This window comes from Bombella mellum (genome assembly GCF_014048465.1).
Classification (GTDB): domain Bacteria; phylum Pseudomonadota; class Alphaproteobacteria; order Acetobacterales; family Acetobacteraceae; genus Bombella; species Bombella mellum.
The window spans coordinates 55909-71020 of sequence record NZ_PDLY01000005.1; the positions used below are offsets into that span (position 1 = coordinate 55909).

Annotated in this window: 15 protein-coding genes and 1 tRNA gene; 5 read left to right on the forward strand and 11 right to left on the reverse strand. The window is 64.5% G+C overall.

What is annotated here, in order from left to right:
• Positions 1–22: 22 nt before the first annotated feature.
• Genes folP through folE form a run of 3 tightly spaced genes read left to right on the forward strand, consistent with a single transcriptional unit; the run spans position 23 to position 2408 of the window.
• Positions 23–883, forward strand: a complete 861-nt coding sequence (gene folP / locus CPA56_RS08175) for a dihydropteroate synthase (protein WP_229707555.1) — start codon at positions 23–25, stop codon at positions 881–883.
• On the forward strand, positions 880–1749 hold the full coding sequence (folK, locus tag CPA56_RS08180) for a 2-amino-4-hydroxy-6-hydroxymethyldihydropteridine diphosphokinase (RefSeq protein ID WP_182041526.1): 870 nt from the start codon (positions 880–882) through the stop codon (positions 1747–1749). The genes folP and folK overlap by 4 nt, the downstream gene beginning before the upstream one ends.
• A 17-nt stretch (positions 1750–1766) precedes the next feature.
• On the forward strand, positions 1767–2408 hold the full coding sequence (gene folE / locus CPA56_RS08185; RefSeq protein WP_182041527.1) for a GTP cyclohydrolase I FolE: 642 nt from the start codon (positions 1767–1769) through the stop codon (positions 2406–2408).
• Positions 2409–2428: 20 nt separating this feature from the next.
• On the opposite strand, the gene CPA56_RS08190 is transcribed toward folE, so the two are convergent.
• The 6 genes from CPA56_RS08190 to CPA56_RS08215 form a co-directional block, all read right to left on the reverse strand.
• Positions 2429–2983 carry a 6-pyruvoyl trahydropterin synthase family protein gene (locus CPA56_RS08190; protein ID WP_182041528.1) on the reverse strand — a complete coding sequence of 185 codons (555 nt, stop codon included), beginning with the start codon at positions 2981–2983 and terminating at the stop codon, positions 2429–2431.
• A complete protein-coding gene (gene queC, locus CPA56_RS08195) occupies positions 2980–3720 on the reverse strand; it encodes a 7-cyano-7-deazaguanine synthase QueC (RefSeq protein WP_182041529.1) in 741 nt (246 codons plus the stop codon). The genes CPA56_RS08190 and queC overlap by 4 nt, the downstream gene beginning before the upstream one ends.
• The gene (gene queE / locus CPA56_RS08200; RefSeq protein ID WP_182041530.1) at positions 3720–4397 is read right to left on the reverse strand and encodes a 7-carboxy-7-deazaguanine synthase; all 678 of its coding nucleotides are present in this window, start codon (positions 4395–4397) and stop codon (positions 3720–3722) included. Before queE ends, queC begins: the two co-directional genes overlap by 1 nt.
• 107 nt (positions 4398–4504) lie before the next feature.
• A tRNA-Asp gene (locus CPA56_RS08205) sits at positions 4505–4581 on the reverse strand.
• A 121-nt stretch (positions 4582–4702) separates the two neighbouring features.
• Positions 4703–5653 carry a retroviral-like aspartic protease family protein gene (locus tag CPA56_RS08210; protein ID WP_182041531.1) on the reverse strand — a complete coding sequence of 317 codons (951 nt, stop codon included), beginning with the start codon at positions 5651–5653 and terminating at the stop codon, positions 4703–4705.
• 64 nt (positions 5654–5717) lie between these two features.
• Positions 5718–6722 carry a tyrosine recombinase XerC gene (locus CPA56_RS08215; RefSeq protein ID WP_229707556.1) on the reverse strand — a complete coding sequence of 335 codons (1005 nt, stop codon included), beginning with the start codon at positions 6720–6722 and terminating at the stop codon, positions 5718–5720.
• A gap of 34 nt (positions 6723–6756) precedes the next feature.
• Between CPA56_RS08215 and CPA56_RS08220 the strand changes: the two genes are divergently transcribed.
• On the forward strand, positions 6757–9006 hold the full coding sequence (locus CPA56_RS08220) for a primosomal protein N' (protein ID WP_182041532.1): 2250 nt from the start codon (positions 6757–6759) through the stop codon (positions 9004–9006).
• 10 nt (positions 9007–9016) lie between these two features.
• Here CPA56_RS08220 and CPA56_RS08225 read toward each other — a convergent pair whose 3' ends face one another.
• Together CPA56_RS08225 and ykgO are read right to left on the reverse strand one after the other, a co-directional pair.
• Entirely contained in the window at positions 9017–9757 is a 741-nt protein-coding gene (locus CPA56_RS08225; protein WP_182041533.1) for a tetratricopeptide repeat protein, read from the reverse strand.
• Between the two features lie 27 nt (positions 9758–9784).
• On the reverse strand, positions 9785–9910 hold the full coding sequence (gene ykgO, locus CPA56_RS08230) for a type B 50S ribosomal protein L36 (RefSeq protein WP_043561915.1): 126 nt from the start codon (positions 9908–9910) through the stop codon (positions 9785–9787).
• Positions 9911–10096: 186 nt separating this feature from the next.
• On the opposite strand from ykgO, the gene CPA56_RS08235 reads away from it, so the two are divergent.
• Positions 10097–10558 (forward strand): hypothetical protein, encoded by a 462-nt coding sequence (locus CPA56_RS08235; protein ID WP_182041534.1) that lies wholly within the window; start codon positions 10097–10099, stop codon positions 10556–10558.
• Positions 10559–10624: 66 nt separating this feature from the next.
• On the opposite strand, the gene CPA56_RS08240 is transcribed toward CPA56_RS08235, so the two are convergent.
• From CPA56_RS08240 to CPA56_RS08250, 3 genes are read right to left on the reverse strand one after another with little or no spacing between them, the layout of a single operon-like run.
• Complete coding sequence (locus tag CPA56_RS08240; RefSeq protein ID WP_182041535.1) at positions 10625–12766, reverse strand: S9 family peptidase; 2142 nt, start codon at positions 12764–12766, stop codon at positions 10625–10627.
• Between the two features lie 52 nt (positions 12767–12818).
• The gene (locus tag CPA56_RS08245; protein WP_182041536.1) at positions 12819–13643 is read right to left on the reverse strand and encodes an aminotransferase class IV; all 825 of its coding nucleotides are present in this window, start codon (positions 13641–13643) and stop codon (positions 12819–12821) included.
• Positions 13644–13646: 3 nt separating this feature from the next.
• The gene (locus CPA56_RS08250) at positions 13647–14999 is read right to left on the reverse strand and encodes an anthranilate synthase component I family protein (protein ID WP_182041537.1); all 1353 of its coding nucleotides are present in this window, start codon (positions 14997–14999) and stop codon (positions 13647–13649) included.
• Between the last annotated feature and the right edge of the window lie 113 nt (positions 15000–15112).

The following is a 15112-nucleotide window of genomic DNA, read 5'->3' on the forward strand; positions in this document are numbered from 1 at the left end:
CCCCTGCCGGTGAAAGGCTGAGATGATGACCCTTGCGGAGCAGATGGCCGCCTGGCTGGCCGCACGTCCTTCTCCTTCGTGGAGGCAGCCCCTGCTGATGGGGATTGTCAATGTCACGCCGGACTCTTTCTCAGATGGCGGAAAGTTCTTCGCCCCGGAGGCTGCCCTGAAGCAGGCCCATGCCCTTCTGGCCGAGGGAGCCGACCTGCTGGATGTCGGGGCGGAATCCACGAGGCCGGGTTTCACGCCTGTGGATGCGGAAGAGGAATGGCGGCGTCTGGAACCTGTCCTGACGCCTCTGGCCCGGGAGGGGGCGGTCCTGTCCGTCGATACCACAAAAGCATCCGTGGCCCGGAAGGCACTGGTGGCTGGCGTGCAGATGGTCAATGACGTGTGGGGGTTGCAGGCCGATCCTGACATGGCCTCCGTCGTGGCTTCCGCCGGTGCCGTGGTGGCCGTCATGCACAACCGTGAGGTGGTCGATGCCAGCATCGATCTCTGGGATGACTGGCGGCGTTTCTTTGACAGGTCCCTGAAGCTGGCCGACCGGGCAGGCATCGCCCGTGAGACCATCCTTCTGGACCCCGGCGTCGGGTTCGGCAAGACGGTGATGCAGAATCTCTGGGCCGTGCAGAACATGCGGCGGCTGGAGGCCTATTACGGCCTGCCCGTGCTGCTGGGCGTGTCCCGCAAATCCATGTTCGGCAGGCTGCTGGGGCGGGAAGTGCATGACCGTCTGCCAGCGACGCTGGCGGTCAATCTTTACGGGGTGACGCAGGGGGCCTGCATGGTGCGGGTGCATGACGTGCAGGCACACAGGGACATGCTGGACATGACCGCCCTGCTGGCCGTGAATGGAATGGTGAAGGGAGATGTTGGGTGATCATTCCGTCCCTGACCCATGTGCGGGTGCATGATCTCTGCCTGTTCGGGCATCATGGCGTGCATGAGGAAGAAAACCGTCTCGGCCAGCGTTTCTATGTGTCGCTGGAGGTTCGGGCTGACCTGTCGGCAGCGATCGCCGGGGATGATTATACGCAGGCCGTCTGTTACGGGCAGCTCTGCCAGAGTGCCGAGCGGGTCTTTCAGGCTGGTCCCTGCCGGCTGATCGAAACTCTGGCCGGGCGGATAGGCACTGCCGTGCTGGCAGACTGTCCCGCCGTGCAGGATGTGTCCGTCACGGTGCGCAAGCCTTCAGCCCCCGTGCCTCATGCGGTGGAGGATGTGTCCGTCACGGTGACGCAGCAGCGGGAATATCGGGTCGGTTTTTCGCTCGGGGCCAATCTGGGCGAGCGGGAGGCCGTGCTGCGGGCTGCCGTGGAGGCTCTGGGCCATCAGCCGGGGCTGGAGATCGAGGCCGTTTCCTCTTTTTACGACAGTGCTCCGTGGGGTGTGGAAGATCAGCCTCCCTTCGTGAACATCGCCGCCCTGGGGCGGACGGTCCTGCCCCCGCAGGCCGTTCTGGGGCTGTGCAAGGAGATCGAGCGGTCGCTGGGCCGTGTGCCCGGGCGACGCTGGGGGGAGCGGGCGGTGGATGTGGACCTGCTTTTTCATGGGGACGGCACCGTGTGCCATCCTCTTCTGACGCTCCCTCATCGTCATCTTTTTGACCGTGTCTTCGTGCTGGAACCCCTTGCCGAGCTGGAGCCGGAGCTTGAGATCGCTGGACGTTCCGTGAAGGAAGCGTTAGCAGGGTTGGATCGTATAGCTGGGGATGTCACACGGCGCAGGCCGGGGCAGGGTGGATGAACTTTGGGGGATGCTGAATGTCAGCCAATGAAACAGGGATTCCGGGGAAACAGGCCCCGACACCGGAGGGTGCCGCCGGAGCGATCACCCGGCCGGAGGACGCCATCAGCCGCATTGCCGGAGGCGTGCGGGAGCTTCTGCTGGCCATAGGGGAAGACCCCTCCCGTGAAGGGCTGCGGGATACGCCGGACCGTGTGGCCAAGATGTATCTGGAGATTTTCTCTGGCCTGTATGAGGACCCGCGGGACCACCTGAAAAAGCAGTTCAGTGCCGACCAGCATGGCGGCATGGTGCTGGTGAAGGACATACGCTTCCAGTCCACCTGCGAGCATCATCTCCTGCCGGTTCTGGGGCGTGCCCATGTGGCCTATCTGCCGGAAGGTGGCCGCCTGACGGGGCTGAGCAAGCTGGCCCGTGTCGTGGAGGGCTATGCCCGCCGCCCGCAGCTTCAGGAACGTCTGACGGACCAGATCGTGCAGGCGATGGTGGAGGTGCTGAAGCCGAAAGCCGTTCTGGTCGTGGTGGAGGCCGAGCACATGTGCATGAGCCTGCGGGGCGTCCGCAGCCCCGGTGCCACGACCGTGACGACAGGCTTTTATGGTCTTTGGGCCGATGATGCTCAGGCCCGGCAGGAAGTCATGGCCCTGATGAGGGACTGAGGCCGCTTTGTGAGGTGGTGTCAGTCCCGTGTGGTGTCGTCGGCCCGGTGCCACCAGCATCGGTCTGCCGGGCGGTCCACCAGCGGGAGATAGAGGGACGGATCGCCATGCAGGCGCACCGTGTTGGTGGGCGTCTCCTTGATCTCGAGCGAGGCGGGGGACAGCAGCCCGCCCTGGGCGGTCAGGAACGCCTGAAGTTTGCTCATCAGCAGGGCGGCGAGCAGTTCCGTTGTCGGGTCGCCGGGCGTGATGACAAGGCGGTCCAGCCGCTGGGGTTCATGCTCGGCAAACCAGCCCAGAAGCGGGTCGGACTCGGAGAGCTGGAAACTGTGGTCCATCCGCTCGTCAATGAAACGGTGCCAGCGGCCCTTGGCCTCGGCAAAGGGCAGCAGCATGTTGCCGTGCCCATCCAGCCGCCGGTCCTGCGGAGCGTTGGGGCCGGGCACCAGCGTGACGGTGACATATTCGTTATGCCCGTGCGGGATGGCACAACGCTCGCTGCTGCCCGAGATGAGCCGGTGCCCCATGCAGAAACGCCGTGTGAAAACCAGTTCTGTCCGGGTGATGTCGCTCATGCCCCCTCCTGATACTGCCGCCACCCTTCGGCACGCAGGGCACAGGCGGGGCAGTCTCCGCAGCCGAATCCCCATGCATGCTCATGGGTACGGTCTCCCTTATAGCAGGAATGGCTCTCATGGCGGATGGTTTCTGTCAGGTCAGCTCCGCCCAGATCGTGGCAGAGCTGCCATGTCTGTGCCTTGTTGATCCACATGAGCGGCGTGTGGAGGACGAAACGCTGCTCCATGCCCAGATTGAGGGCAACCTGAAGGGCCTTGATGGTGTCATCCCGGCAGTCGGGATAGCCGGAATAGTCCGTCTCGCACACGCCGGTGATGATGTGGCGTATGCTGCGGCGGAAGGCGAGGGCAGCGGCGAAGGTCAGGAAGATCAGGTTCCGGCCCGGAACGAAGGTGTTGGGCAGCCCGTTCTCCCCCATGCTGATCTCGGCATCCCGTGTCAGGGCGGTGTCGGAGAGGGCACCAAGGCTGGCAAGGTCGATCGTGTGGTCCTCTCCCAGCTTTTCTGCCCATGCGGGATTCCGGGCACTGATGCCCTGCCGCAGGGTGGTGCGGCACTCCAGTTCCACGGCGTGACGCTGCCCGTAGGCGAAGCCGACCGTCTCCACATGATCGAAATGATGCAGGGCCCAGGCCAGACAGGTGGCGGAATCCTGCCCGCCGGAGAAGAGGACGAGCGCACGGCGGTTCCGGGCGGCCTGATGGCTGGCGAAGGGGGAGGCGGGTGTCGTCATCAGGGGATTCCGATCAGTTTGTGGGTTTGCAGGCTCAGCCGCCATTGCGGGTGGGTCTGGCAGTAGCGCACGGCCTTTTCCGTATTGGCAGGGCGGTCCGGTCCATCCATGGGCTGTAGCCAGAAATGCTGGAAGTCGCACGCCGCAAACTGTTCCGGCGTCAGGGTGTCCTGTGGATAGACGAGCTTCAGCTCATGGCCATGCGTCTGTTTCAGCGGCTGGCCGGGTTTGGGGCTGACGCAGACCCAGTCGATTCCTTCAGGAGCGGAAAGACTGCCATTGGTTTCCACGGCGATGGTGAAACCACGGGCCTTCGTGGCGGCGATCAGGGCTGCATCAAGCTGGAGTAGGGGCTCCCCACCGGTGAAGACGACATAACGCCGGGTCCTGTCCGCAGTATGGGCCTGCCAGCAGTCATCCAGCGCAGCGGCTAGAGCTTCGGCCGTGGCAAAGCGGCCTCCGCCGGGGCCGTCCGTCCCGAGGAAGTCCGTGTCGCAGAAGGTGCACTGGGCCTTGTGGCGGTCCTCTTCCCGGCCGGACCAGAGATTGCAGCCGGTGAATCGGCAGAATATGGCCGCACGCCCGGAATGGGCACCCTCACCCTGCAATGTGGCGAATAGTTCCTTGACGATATAAGGCATGGGCAGAGATGTCGGGCAGCTGCGTTCAGGATGCAAGGATTTTCTTGCCCGAAGGAGCCGAAACGATTTTTCCGCAGCAGAAGGCGGCTTGTGATGTCGGGAGGGAGAAGGGAATAAAAAAACGCCACCCTTCTGGAAAGGAGTGGCGCGAGTGACGGGGCTCGAACCCGCGACCTCCGGCGTGACAGGCCGGCGCTCTAACCAACTGAGCTACACCCGCAGTCTTCAGCTTTTCTGGAAAAGCATCGTTCCCTTGGGATGGCGTTTATCTAGCGGGATACGGTTTTGTTGGCAATAGAGAAATATCACTTTTTTACGTTTTTCTTCATGGAGGCCACCCTTCAGGGCTTCTGTATGAAAACGGCTCCCTCCGGCCCTGCCGAGAGCCAGAGCTGGTGATGGATCAGCCAGTCGGCCCCGAGGAGCATGTCGGCCTGTTCATGCAGGGAGGTGACGGTGAGGACCGGGTGAAGCTGGGTCTGCCCGCCAAGGGTGAGACGGCCGAAGCGGTGCCAGTGATAGCGGTGTTCCCTGTCGCCGATGCCTGCGCTGGTTCCGCCCGGGTCCCGGTCCAGCTCCTCCTTCGTGATGCCGAGCCTGTGAACGAAATCCCGGCTGATGATGTGGGAGCGGGCACCGCTGTCGATCAGTGCAAGGCCTTTCTGGCCATCCAGCGTGAAGGGGATGAAGAACCGGTTGCGGATGCGCCGGGCGGCAAGCTGCTGACCCGGCGTGGGCCAGAAGGGCGGCTGGCGGCAGAGGATGGACCCGGCATGGATGTCCCACAGGCTGAGCCGGTGATGGGGCAGGTCGAGGTCCAGATCATAATGGCCGAGCAGGTCCATGCCGATCAGCCCCAGGACGGGGGGCTGCATGGAGGGGAATCCCGGCAGGTCCCCCATGGGCAGGACAGGGTGGTGATAGGTGAGCTGCCCGAGCGTGATGGCCGCCAGCTGGATGGTCGGCACGACATGCCCTCGCCCGTCCGGCCCGGAGATGATGGTGGCGTCTTCCTCATTGGGGGTGAGGTGCAGTCGGCCAAGGGCGTCCGGTGTCAGCAGGCTGCCCTCGGACCCCGTGTCCACGATCATGGAGAGGGAGCGGCCATGAATCTGTGCCACGGTCGTCAGGTAATAGCCCGTTTCCTTGAGGGGCAGCGTGGTGATGTGGGTCTGGCGGCAGGCCTGTCCGGGGCTGGAGGCCAGAGCCGCAGGAGACGCCATGAAGGAACTGCCGACCGCCAGAATGAGACTGGCGAGGAAAGGGAGGAAACGGGAAGCGTGCGTCGTCATGGGATGATGGGTCTGTCCGAAGAGGCCGGAAATGAAAAGGTCTGTCTGGTTCAGGAGGGGGCTGTCATCGGTCGGCCCGGGGATGGGCCTTCTGCCAGACCTCCATGAGGTGATGCTCGTCTGCCAGCGTGTATATCTGCGTGCTGGACAGGCTGGCATGGCCCAGAAGCTCCTGGATCGTCCGCAGGTCCGCCCCGTTCTGGAGCAGATGGGAGGCGAAGGCATGACGCAGGGCATGAGGGGTGGCGGAATCGGGCAGCCCTTCGGACATGCGCCACTGCCGCATGGCCCGCTGGGCCACGCCCGGGTTGAGACGTCCGCCCCGTACGCCGCAGAAGAGGGGGGCACCGGCATGGGGGGCCGGATGGACGGCCAGCCAGCGTTCCAGAGCCTGCCGGACCTGAGGCAGGACGGGGACGGCCCGTTCTTTCCCGCCCTTGCCCGTGACGAACAGGATGTCGTCACTGATCCGCTCTATGTCACCGACATTCAGGGCCAGCCCTTCGCTGATGCGTAGCCCGGCCCCATACAGCAGAGTGAACAGGGCGGCATCCCGCAGGGCGAAACCGTTGTTTATGGTCTGGTCGGCGATGCCATCCGGGGCCATCCGGGCGGCCTCCGGTGTCAGGGGGCGTGGGAGGCGGGTTTTCATCCGGGGATTGCGGAGAAGGGCCAGGGCTGGATTGGTGATGCGGTGTTCTTTTTCCAGATAGCGGTAAAAGGCCCGCAGGGCGGAGATGCGGCGGGCACGGCTGCGGGCGTGGCCGTCCTGCGTGTGGCGGCTCCCGGGGTGGAGGCGTGCGGCCTTCTCGGCCCGGTTTGTCTCATGGGCCAGCCATGAGCGGAAATCGGCCAGCTTCAGGTCGCCCAGTGCCTCCAGAGGAAGGTCCCCGCCGAAATGGCGGCTGAAGAAACCGAGGGCCAAGGAGACATCGTGCAGGTAGGCTGTCCGTGTGGCCTTGCTGGCCCGTTTCTCGTAGGTCAGCCAGTCCTGCCAGGCCGTGAGGGCCTCATGGGCGGCGTGCACCGTCATGGACCTGCTGGGGGGGCTTCCGGATGGAAGGCTCATGGTATTTCCCTGCCGGAGAGGTTAGGATGAAGACATGGCAGAAAACAGCCTTCCCCCCCATAGCAGGAGAATGGAAGCCGGTCATCGTCTTTCCGTTCTGGTGCCCCGTCCTTTCGACGGCCCGTTGGATTACCGGTCCGACAGGCCCCTGGCACCAGGGACGCTGGTGCGCGTGCCGCTGGGGCGACAGGAGCTGACAGGCTGTGTCTGGGACAGCGAGCCAGCCCATCTTCCTGCCGATTTCCGCCCGGCTTCCCGGGGGAAGACGTTCGCCTTTGCGAAACTGCGTCCCATCACGGCCGTGCTGGAGCATGTACCGCCCCTGCCGGATGACCTCCGCCAGTTCATCGACTGGGTGGCGGCTTATGGCCTGAGTGCGCCGGGCATGGTGCTGGCCATCGCCCTGCGGGTTCCGGCGCAGGCGGGCAGCATGAAACCCCTCATGGGCTGGGTGCGGAAACCCGGCCCCCTGCCGGACACGCTGCGCCTGACCCCGGCCCGCAGGGCCGTTCTGGAGGCTCTGGAGCAGGGTGGTCCCGGCACCACGGCGATGCTGGCGGCGCAGAGCGGGGCCAGTGCGGCGGTGATCCGGGGGCTGGCCAATGCAGGGGTGCTGGAAGAGTGCCTCATGGAGGCATCATCCTCTGCCGGGCAGGCGGACCCGGACCATGCCCCGCCGACCCTTTCCGCAGAGCAGGCCGAGGCGGCGGGGGCCCTGGTGGCCGGCGTGGAGGAGCGGGCCTTCAATGTCACGCTGCTGGAGGGGGTGACGGGGTCCGGCAAGACGGAGGTCTATTTCGAGGCCGTGGCGGCGTGCCTGAGGCAGGGCAGGCAGGTGCTGGTGCTGCTGCCGGAGATCGTCCTGACGGCCCAGTGGACGGACCGTTTTGAGCGGCGTTTCGGCATCCGGCCTGCCGTCTGGCATTCCGAGCTGGGGCAGAAGACACGGCGGGAGACATGGTGCGCCATTGCCGAGGGGCGGCAGCAGGTTGTCGTGGGGGCACGTTCTGCCCTGTTCCTGCCCTTTGCCCGTCTCGGGCTTGTGGTGGTCGATGAGGAGCACGAGAACACCTACAAGCAGGAGGAAGGCGTTCTCTATCACGGGCGGGACATGGCCATCGTGCGGGCGAGGCTGGTGCAGGGAGCGGTCATTCTTGTCTCCGCCACGCCGTCCATGGAGACGCTCGTCAACGTGCAGAAGGGCCGCTTCCGTCATGAGGTGCTGGAGGCCCGGCACGGAACGGCCCGGATGCCGGAGATCAGCCTGATCGACATGAAGGAACATGGCCCGGAGCGGGGGCAGTTCCTTTCTCCCCTGCTCTGTGAGAGCATAGAGGCACGCATGAAGGCCGGGGAGCAGAGCATGCTGTTCCTGAACCGGCGTGGCTATGCACCGATGACGCTGTGCCGGGCCTGTGGGCACCGCCTGCAATGCCCTCACTGTTCGGCGTGGATGGTGGAGCACAGGCGACGCCGGATTCTGGCCTGCCATCATTGTGAATATACCCAGCCGCTCATCAGTGCCTGCTCGTCCTGCGGGGCGCAGGACAGTCTCGTGCCGATCGGTCCGGGGGTGGAGCGCATCCATGAGGAGGCGCAGGCCCGCTTCCCAGATGCCCGGCTGCTGAGCATGGCGTCCGACACGCTGACCTCACCCACGGCCATGGAAGAGGCCGTGCGGAAAATCGCCAGCCGGGAGGTGGACCTCATCATCGGCACGCAGGTCGTGGCCAAGGGCTGGCACTTCCCGGACCTGACGCTGGTTGGGGTGGTGGATGCGGACCTCGGGCTGGGTGGAGGTGACCTGCGGGCAGCGGAACGGACCATGCAGCTTCTTCATCAGGTGGCAGGGCGTGCGGGGCGTGGCACGAAGCCGGGGCAGGTGATGCTGCAAAGTTATGCGGGCGATCACCCGGTGATGAAGGCCCTGCTGGCCAATGACTTCATCAGCTTCATGGAGCAGGAGGCCGCCCAGCGTCGTCCGGGATTCTGGCCTCCTTACGGGCGTCTGGCTGCCGTGATCGTCAGTGCGCCGAAGGAGCGGCAGGCGGAGGAGCTGGCCCGCCTGCTGGCCATGCACGCCCCACGGGGTGAGGGGATTCAGGTTCTGGGACCGGCCCCGGCCCCTCTGGCCCTGTTGCGGGACCGCTACCGGTACCGTCTTCTCCTGCGGACCCGGCGGGACATCGCCCTTCAGCCCCTGCTGAGGCGGTGGCTGGACGGTGCGCCCCGCAAGAATGATGCCCGCATCGACGTGGACGTGGACCCTGTGTCCTTCATGTGACCGGAAAGGGTCAGTCCGGGATGCCGTTGGCCTGCTGTTCCAGCTGTCTGTAGCGTTTCTGTCCGTCCGGGAGCAGAGGGGCGTGTGTCAGGGCCTCGGTATAGGCATGGAGGGCCTGATGGGGGTGATGGAGATGTTCCTGCGTGTGGGCCAGCAGGTCCCAGCTCTGGGCATCGCCGGGGTCATGGACCAGCGCAACCTGAAGGTCCTGCACGGCTCCCGTCAGGTCATTGCCGAGAAAGCGGACGGCAGCCCGCTGGCGGCGGAGGAAGGCGTTGTCGGGCTGGAGGGTCAGGGCGGCGGACATGTCCTTCTCCGCCTCGCTGGCATGACCCTGCTTGAGTTCATCCTGTGCCTCGCTGAGCAGGATGCGGCCGCTGTTCTTCACGCTGTAGAGGCGCAGGGTCTCGGCCTTTTTCATCAGGCCCTGGGCCTTCTGGTCGTCCTGCTCGCTGGCGATGGCCTGCTCGGTCTGTTCCAGCTTTTCCTTGAGGCTCGGGGTGTGCGGTTTTCCGGGGGGCGACACCGGCTGGTCGTGACTGGTCCCGTCCTTGTGGGCAGGCCCCGGCGTGGCATGGGGCTGTGTCTGCCCGTGTGCCGGAATAGTGGTGGTGGCCATCAGGAGAAAGGCCATGCTGGCCGCAGCCACAAAAAAAGCCCCCGGCCGAAAAGCGGGAGGCTTCAGCCCCCCGGAGGAGGCTTCACGCTTCAGAGCATGAAAGACAGGGTGGCGCAGCGGAGCCGTGGACATGCCGCACCGTCCCATCCGTCTGTCAGCTCAGCCCTGACGGGCCTTCATGCGCGGGTTCTGCTTGTTGATGACATACACGCGGCCACGACGACGCACGACACGGCAGTTCTTGTCACGAACCTTGGCGGACTTCAGGCTGTTACGGATCTTCATGATGTTCAGGCTCCCCGACAGAAAAGACAGGCCAGTCTGCCCTGCCGGGCAGCGGCTCTCATAATGCAGGGCTGAGACGCCCGCGAAACTTGGCGTCCGCTTACCCTGTAAGATGGGGGTGAGTCAAGGTTGCGTGGAGCAGAACGCCCATTTCCCCCTGATCCCTTTCGGATTATGCTGGCCGACATGAGCCAGTTTTCTTCCTTTTCCTTTCCGTATCGTTGCAGACTCCTGTCAGTCCTGCTTCTCGGAGCCTTCTGTCTTGCCAGCCCGGCCTGGGCTGGTGGTGCGGCCCGTACGGATGATGACGACCCGGCCGTGAATGCCAAGGGTGTCGTGGTGAACAATATCCTTGCCGTCCTGCGGGTCAGTCCGAATTCGGCAGGCAGGCAGTGCCTGAAGACCCTGGACGAGATGCACAAGGTGCAGAAGCAGCTGGATGACGAGGAAACGGCCCAGCGCAGCTTTGATGTCGGCCTTCTGCGGGATGTGCTGGAATCGGACATGGAGAGCGTGATTGCCAGCTGTGGCCGGGATGCCCGCACCTCATGCGAGGGTGGGGCTGCTGGCCAGAATGCACGGCTGGGCAGGATATGCTCCCAGCTCTTCGAACTCGATTCGGAAGATCAGGGCGATGATCTCCAGTAAACGGGTGGGACTGCCAGGAAAAAGCCCCTGTTCCATGAAAGGAGCAGGGGCTTTTCTTTCAGCAAGTCAGTTTTCTGCCTGTTTCAGGCTCCAGAGGGCGAAGGCCTGCACGAGGGCCACTTCCTTCAGGCGGGCAAAACGGCCTGAGGAACCGCCGTGTCCCGCCTCCATGTTGATCTGGCAGAGGAAGGGACCGCCCCGTGCCTCTTCCCGCAGGCGGGCGATCCATTTGGCAGGCTCCCAGTAGGTCACCCGTGGGTCGGACAGCCCCCCGAGAGCCAGGATGGCCGGGTAGGAGACGGGGCGGATGTTGTCATAGGGAGAATAGCTGGCGATGAGGTCGTAAGCCTCCGGGTCCGTCAGCGGGTTTCCCCATTCCGGCCATTCCGGCGGCGTGAGCGGCAGGGAGATGTCCGACATGGTGTTCAGCATGTCCACGAACGGCACCTGGGCGGCGATACCGGCAAACAGCTCCGGTGCCATGTTGGTAATGGCCCCCATCAGCAGTCCGCCAGCCGAGCCACCATGCGCCACGATGCGGTGGGGGGCGGTGTAGCCTTCGGCAATCAGGTGTCGGGCACAGCTGATGAAGTCGGTGAAGCTGTTGGTTTTCTTGGTTGCCCGTCCTTCAAGGAACCAGTTCCAGCCCTTTTCACTGCCACCCCGCACATGGGCCGTGGCATGGATCATGCCACGGTCCACGAGGCTGAGGGCGGTGGTGGAGAAGCTGGCCTCCATGGAGATGCCGTAGGAGCCATAGCCGTACAGCAGCATGGGATTCTGTCCGTCCAGCTTCGTCCCCTTCTTCATCAGGAGGGTGACGGGCACCATGGCGCCATCATCGGCCCGGGCGAAAAGGCGGCGTGTCTCATAGGCGGCGGGGTGGTGGCCTGAGGGAACCTCCCGTACTTTGCGGAGATTTTTCTCCCCTGTCCGCATGTCATAATCATACCAGTGCGCCGGGGTCGTGGGGGACTGGTAGATGTAGCGCAGGAAGGGCTGGTCATATTCCAGCACGCCCAGCAGGCTGAACGTGTAGGCGGGTTCGTCCATGCTGATGTGGCGGGCATGGCGGCGGATGTCGCCTCTGTCGGCGTCTTCACGGCTGAGGGTGAAGATTTCCGTATTGCCGTTGCGCCGCTCCAGCCAGGCCAGATGGTCCTTCCCGGCACTGACACCGAGGAGGAAATGGCCTTCCTCATGGGGCAGGAACTCCTGCCAGTGGTCACGGTCCGGCGTGGCTTCCGGGGCCGTCATCAGCTTGAAGTCAACCGCCCCGCCTGCGTTGGTCAGGATGATGAAGCGGTCCTGCCAGTGGGTCAGGCTGTAGCGTTCTCCCCGCACCAGCGGTGCAGCGACTTTGGGCATGGCCGTCGGGTCTGAGGCGGGGATGAGCAGGGTCTCGTTCGTGTCATGGTCACCCCTTTCAATGGCGATCCATTTCCGGGAGGCACTGACACCGATGCTGAGGAAGAAGCCGGGATCGGTCTCGTCAAAGATGAGCGTGTCCTCACCACCCAGAAGCGGGCGGCGATAGATGCGTGAGGGGCGGCCATTGTCGTCCCGGTAGATCCAGAAGAGATGCTGGCTGTCCGGGGAGAGGGTGAAGCTGCCCGTGCTGCTCTCCACGGCAGGGGCGCAGAGTTCACCCGTGGCAAGGTCCTTCACCTGAATCCGGTAGACTTCCGACCCCTGCACGTCCTCGGCATAGACGTAATAGCGGTGGTCTTCCGTGTGGGCGGCCTGGGCGAGGCTGTAGAAGCTGTGCCGGGCGGCTAGTTCGTTCACGTCCAGCAGGATTTCTTCCGGTCCGTCGGCCTCGCTGGTTCCGGCCCTGCGGGGGCGGCGGACATGGAGCGGGTACTGGGCATCCTTTCCGAAGCGCAGGCCATACAGCCACGGGCCGTCAGGTAGCGGCACGGACTCTTCTGCCGGAGGAATGCGGCCGACCATCTCCCTGAAGAGGTCTTCCTGAAGCGGTTTCGTCCCGGCGAGGACGGCCTCCGCATAGGCATTTTCCTGCTTCAGGTGGGTGCGTATGTCATCCCGCAGGACGGACGGGTCCCGCAGGACCTTCTGCCAGTTTTCGTCCTTCATCCATGCGTAGGAATCCGTACGGGTGCGGCCGAGCTGTTCCAGCACGACGGGATTGCGCCGGGCCACGGGGGCCTTGGGCAGGGCGGGGGCGGTGTGTTTGTCAGCAGTCATGGGGGAAGATGTGGCTGTTGGTCACGGGCGATTCAATGGCACCGGTGGTGTCTCACTGGCCATCATGCAGAAAATGCCGCAGCCGGCTCGTCTGCTCCGGCTGGAGCGGCAGCTCCTGTGTCCCTATGGCGGCGACCGGGGTCAGGCTCAGGGCCGTGACCAGCCAGGCCCCCTGGAGCTTGGGAATGTCGGCTTCCGTCAGGCTGCGTTCCTTGCAGAGTCCGGCAGAGAGCAGGCGGCCACGGGAAATTCCGGGCAGGATTCCGGCGGAGAGGGGAGGAGTGACGATCTGCCCGTCCAGCAGGGCCAGAAAGCTGGCGGCCGTGGCTTCGGCAATCTCGCCTTCGTGGGTGAGCCAGAGGGCGTCATCGGCTCCTTTTTCCCGTGCCTCCATGCGGGCAAGAATGGCGGGCAGGGCACTGATGGACTTCACCCGGTTCAGCACGGCCTGCCGGTCCCGCCGCTGCGTGCTGACATGCAGCCGGACGGGGGTGGCGGACTGTTCTGACGGCGGGGCTGTCGTGATGAGCAGTGTGGTGTGGGGTTTTGCGGGAGGGGTCAGCCCTCGTGGGCCGGTGCCTCGGGATAGGGTCATCCGGACGGAGCCATCCGTCAGGTTGTTGGCGGCGATCAGCCTGTCCAGTGCGGCCTGGACGGTCTCCCGGTTGGGAGCGGGAAGGCGCAGGATGCGGCAGCCTTCTTCCATCCGAGCGAGATGGGCCTCCAGCAGTGGAACCTGACGGTTGCGGAGCTGCATGGTTTCAAAAAGACCGTCACCCAGCAGAACGCCACGATCCTGTGCGGTAAGGGCCGGACCGTCTGCCGGGAGCAGGTCGTTGTTGAGCCAGAGGAAAGGACGGGGCGAAGATGATGTCATGATTTAATGTCCGTGGTCATGAAGTAGCTTCAGAAGCGGCATGGCCTTGAGGCGCATTTCTTTATATTCTCTTTCTGGATGGGAAGGATAGGTGATACCGCCACCGGCCCCCACCTTCAGATGGTCTTCCGTTGCGCTGATGCTGCGGATGACGACGGAACTGTCCAGCGCACCATCCCAGCCCAGCCGGAAGAGCGTGCCGCAATAGGCCCCTCTGGCAGAAGACTCGACCTCATCAATGATCTGCATGGCCCGGTATTTCGGGGCTCCGGTGATGGAGCCGGGGGGAATCGTGGCCGCCAGAAGGTCGGCGGCGTCATGGCCTTTTTGGAGCCGCCCCGTCACGCTGGACACGAGATGGTGAACATGGGCGAACCGTTCCACGGTGAACAGGTGTGGAACATCCACGCTGCCAAGCTGGCAGACCCTGCCGATGTCGTGGCGCATCAGGTCGGTGATCATCAGGTTCTCGGCCAGTTCCTTCTCATCCCGGCGGAGGGCCTCCTTCAGGGCGTCATTCTGTCGGGGATCGTCACTGACGGGGCAGGTGCCCTTGATGGGCCGTGTCTCGATGCGCCTCTGACGGTCCAGTGAAAGAAACCGTTCGACTGAGGCACTGAGCAGCGTGAATTCCGGCGTGTGGAACCAGGCCCCGAACGGGGCCGGGCAGCGTGTGCGAAGCTGATCGTAGAGGGCGTGCAGGTCGAGCGTCTTCGGGCGGGGGGCGACCCAACGCATCGTCAGGTTGGCCTGAAAGATGTCTCCGGCTGCAATGTATTCCTGCACGCTCCGGACGGCAGCCTGCCACGTGGCGGCATCCTGTTCGGGTACGGGGATGAGGGACGGTCCCGGGCTGTCCGGTCTGGCCGTGGTGGCGGGCTGGTCCGGTGGTGGGGCACCGTCTGCACTGGCCCACCAGAGCCTTTGCTCCAGCCTGTCGAAAATGAACAGGTCCCGGCAGGCCAGTGCGGTGAAGGTGGGGCAGTCCGTGACATGGCGGGAGGTGAGACCTTCCCGGGCCATGCCGGCCTCATAGCTGAGCAGGCCGATCACGCCGCCGGTGAAGGGCAGCTCCGGCGGAAGAGGAGGGGAAGGGCGGCCTGCCGGTGCGTGGGCGGCCAGAAAGGCCCGCAGACGCTGCGGAACAAGGTGCATCTCCGCCAGGGGCAGGGTGAGTCGTCCGGCCGGGCGGGGACAGAGGAAGCTCCAGCGATGCCGTTCCTGTTCCGCCGGGCCGCCGCTGTCGAGAAAGACGGACGTTTCCGCCTCCCGGCAGAGGGGGAAGAGCCGTTCCGGGGGGCACCACGGCAGTTCCGTGACATGGGGGGCAGGAAGGGAGGAGGCAGAAGAAGGCATGGCGGCGGGGCGTGTCATCCGGTCACGTTGCGGCAGGTGTGGTGGGGAGGAACAAACTAGGCACCTGAGGCAGAATAGGTTATGCTGGAATACCGACCATTTACAGAAAACGG

Excerpts from the sequence above, each read along its gene's own strand:
- CPA56_RS08235 (WP_182041534.1), top strand. The coding sequence starts at position 10,097 with ATGAGCCAGTTTTCTTCCTTTTCCTTTCCGTATCGTTGCAGACTCCTG.
- CPA56_RS08220 (WP_182041532.1), top strand. The coding sequence starts at position 6,757 with ATGGCAGAAAACAGCCTTCCCCCCCATAGCAGGAGAATGGAAGCCGGT.
- folP (WP_229707555.1), top strand. The coding sequence starts at position 23 with ATGATGACCCTTGCGGAGCAGATGGCCGCCTGGCTGGCCGCACGTCCT.
- CPA56_RS08250 (WP_182041537.1), bottom strand. The coding sequence starts at position 14,999 with ATGCCTTCTTCTGCCTCCTCCCTTCCTGCCCCCCATGTCACGGAACTG.
- queC (WP_182041529.1), bottom strand. The coding sequence starts at position 3,720 with ATGACGACACCCGCCTCCCCCTTCGCCAGCCATCAGGCCGCCCGGAAC.
- CPA56_RS08215 (WP_229707556.1), bottom strand. The coding sequence starts at position 6,722 with ATGAGCCTTCCATCCGGAAGCCCCCCCAGCAGGTCCATGACGGTGCAC.
- CPA56_RS08240 (WP_182041535.1), bottom strand. The coding sequence starts at position 12,766 with ATGACTGCTGACAAACACACCGCCCCCGCCCTGCCCAAGGCCCCCGTG.
- ykgO (WP_043561915.1), bottom strand. The coding sequence starts at position 9,910 with ATGAAGATCCGTAACAGCCTGAAGTCCGCCAAGGTTCGTGACAAGAAC.
- CPA56_RS08245 (WP_182041536.1), bottom strand. The coding sequence starts at position 13,643 with ATGACATCATCTTCGCCCCGTCCTTTCCTCTGGCTCAACAACGACCTG.
- CPA56_RS08190 (WP_182041528.1), bottom strand. The coding sequence starts at position 2,983 with ATGAGCGACATCACCCGGACAGAACTGGTTTTCACACGGCGTTTCTGC.
- folE (WP_182041527.1), top strand. The coding sequence starts at position 1,767 with ATGTCAGCCAATGAAACAGGGATTCCGGGGAAACAGGCCCCGACACCG.
- CPA56_RS08210 (WP_182041531.1), bottom strand. The coding sequence starts at position 5,653 with ATGACGACGCACGCTTCCCGTTTCCTCCCTTTCCTCGCCAGTCTCATT.
- CPA56_RS08225 (WP_182041533.1), bottom strand. The coding sequence starts at position 9,757 with ATGTCCACGGCTCCGCTGCGCCACCCTGTCTTTCATGCTCTGAAGCGT.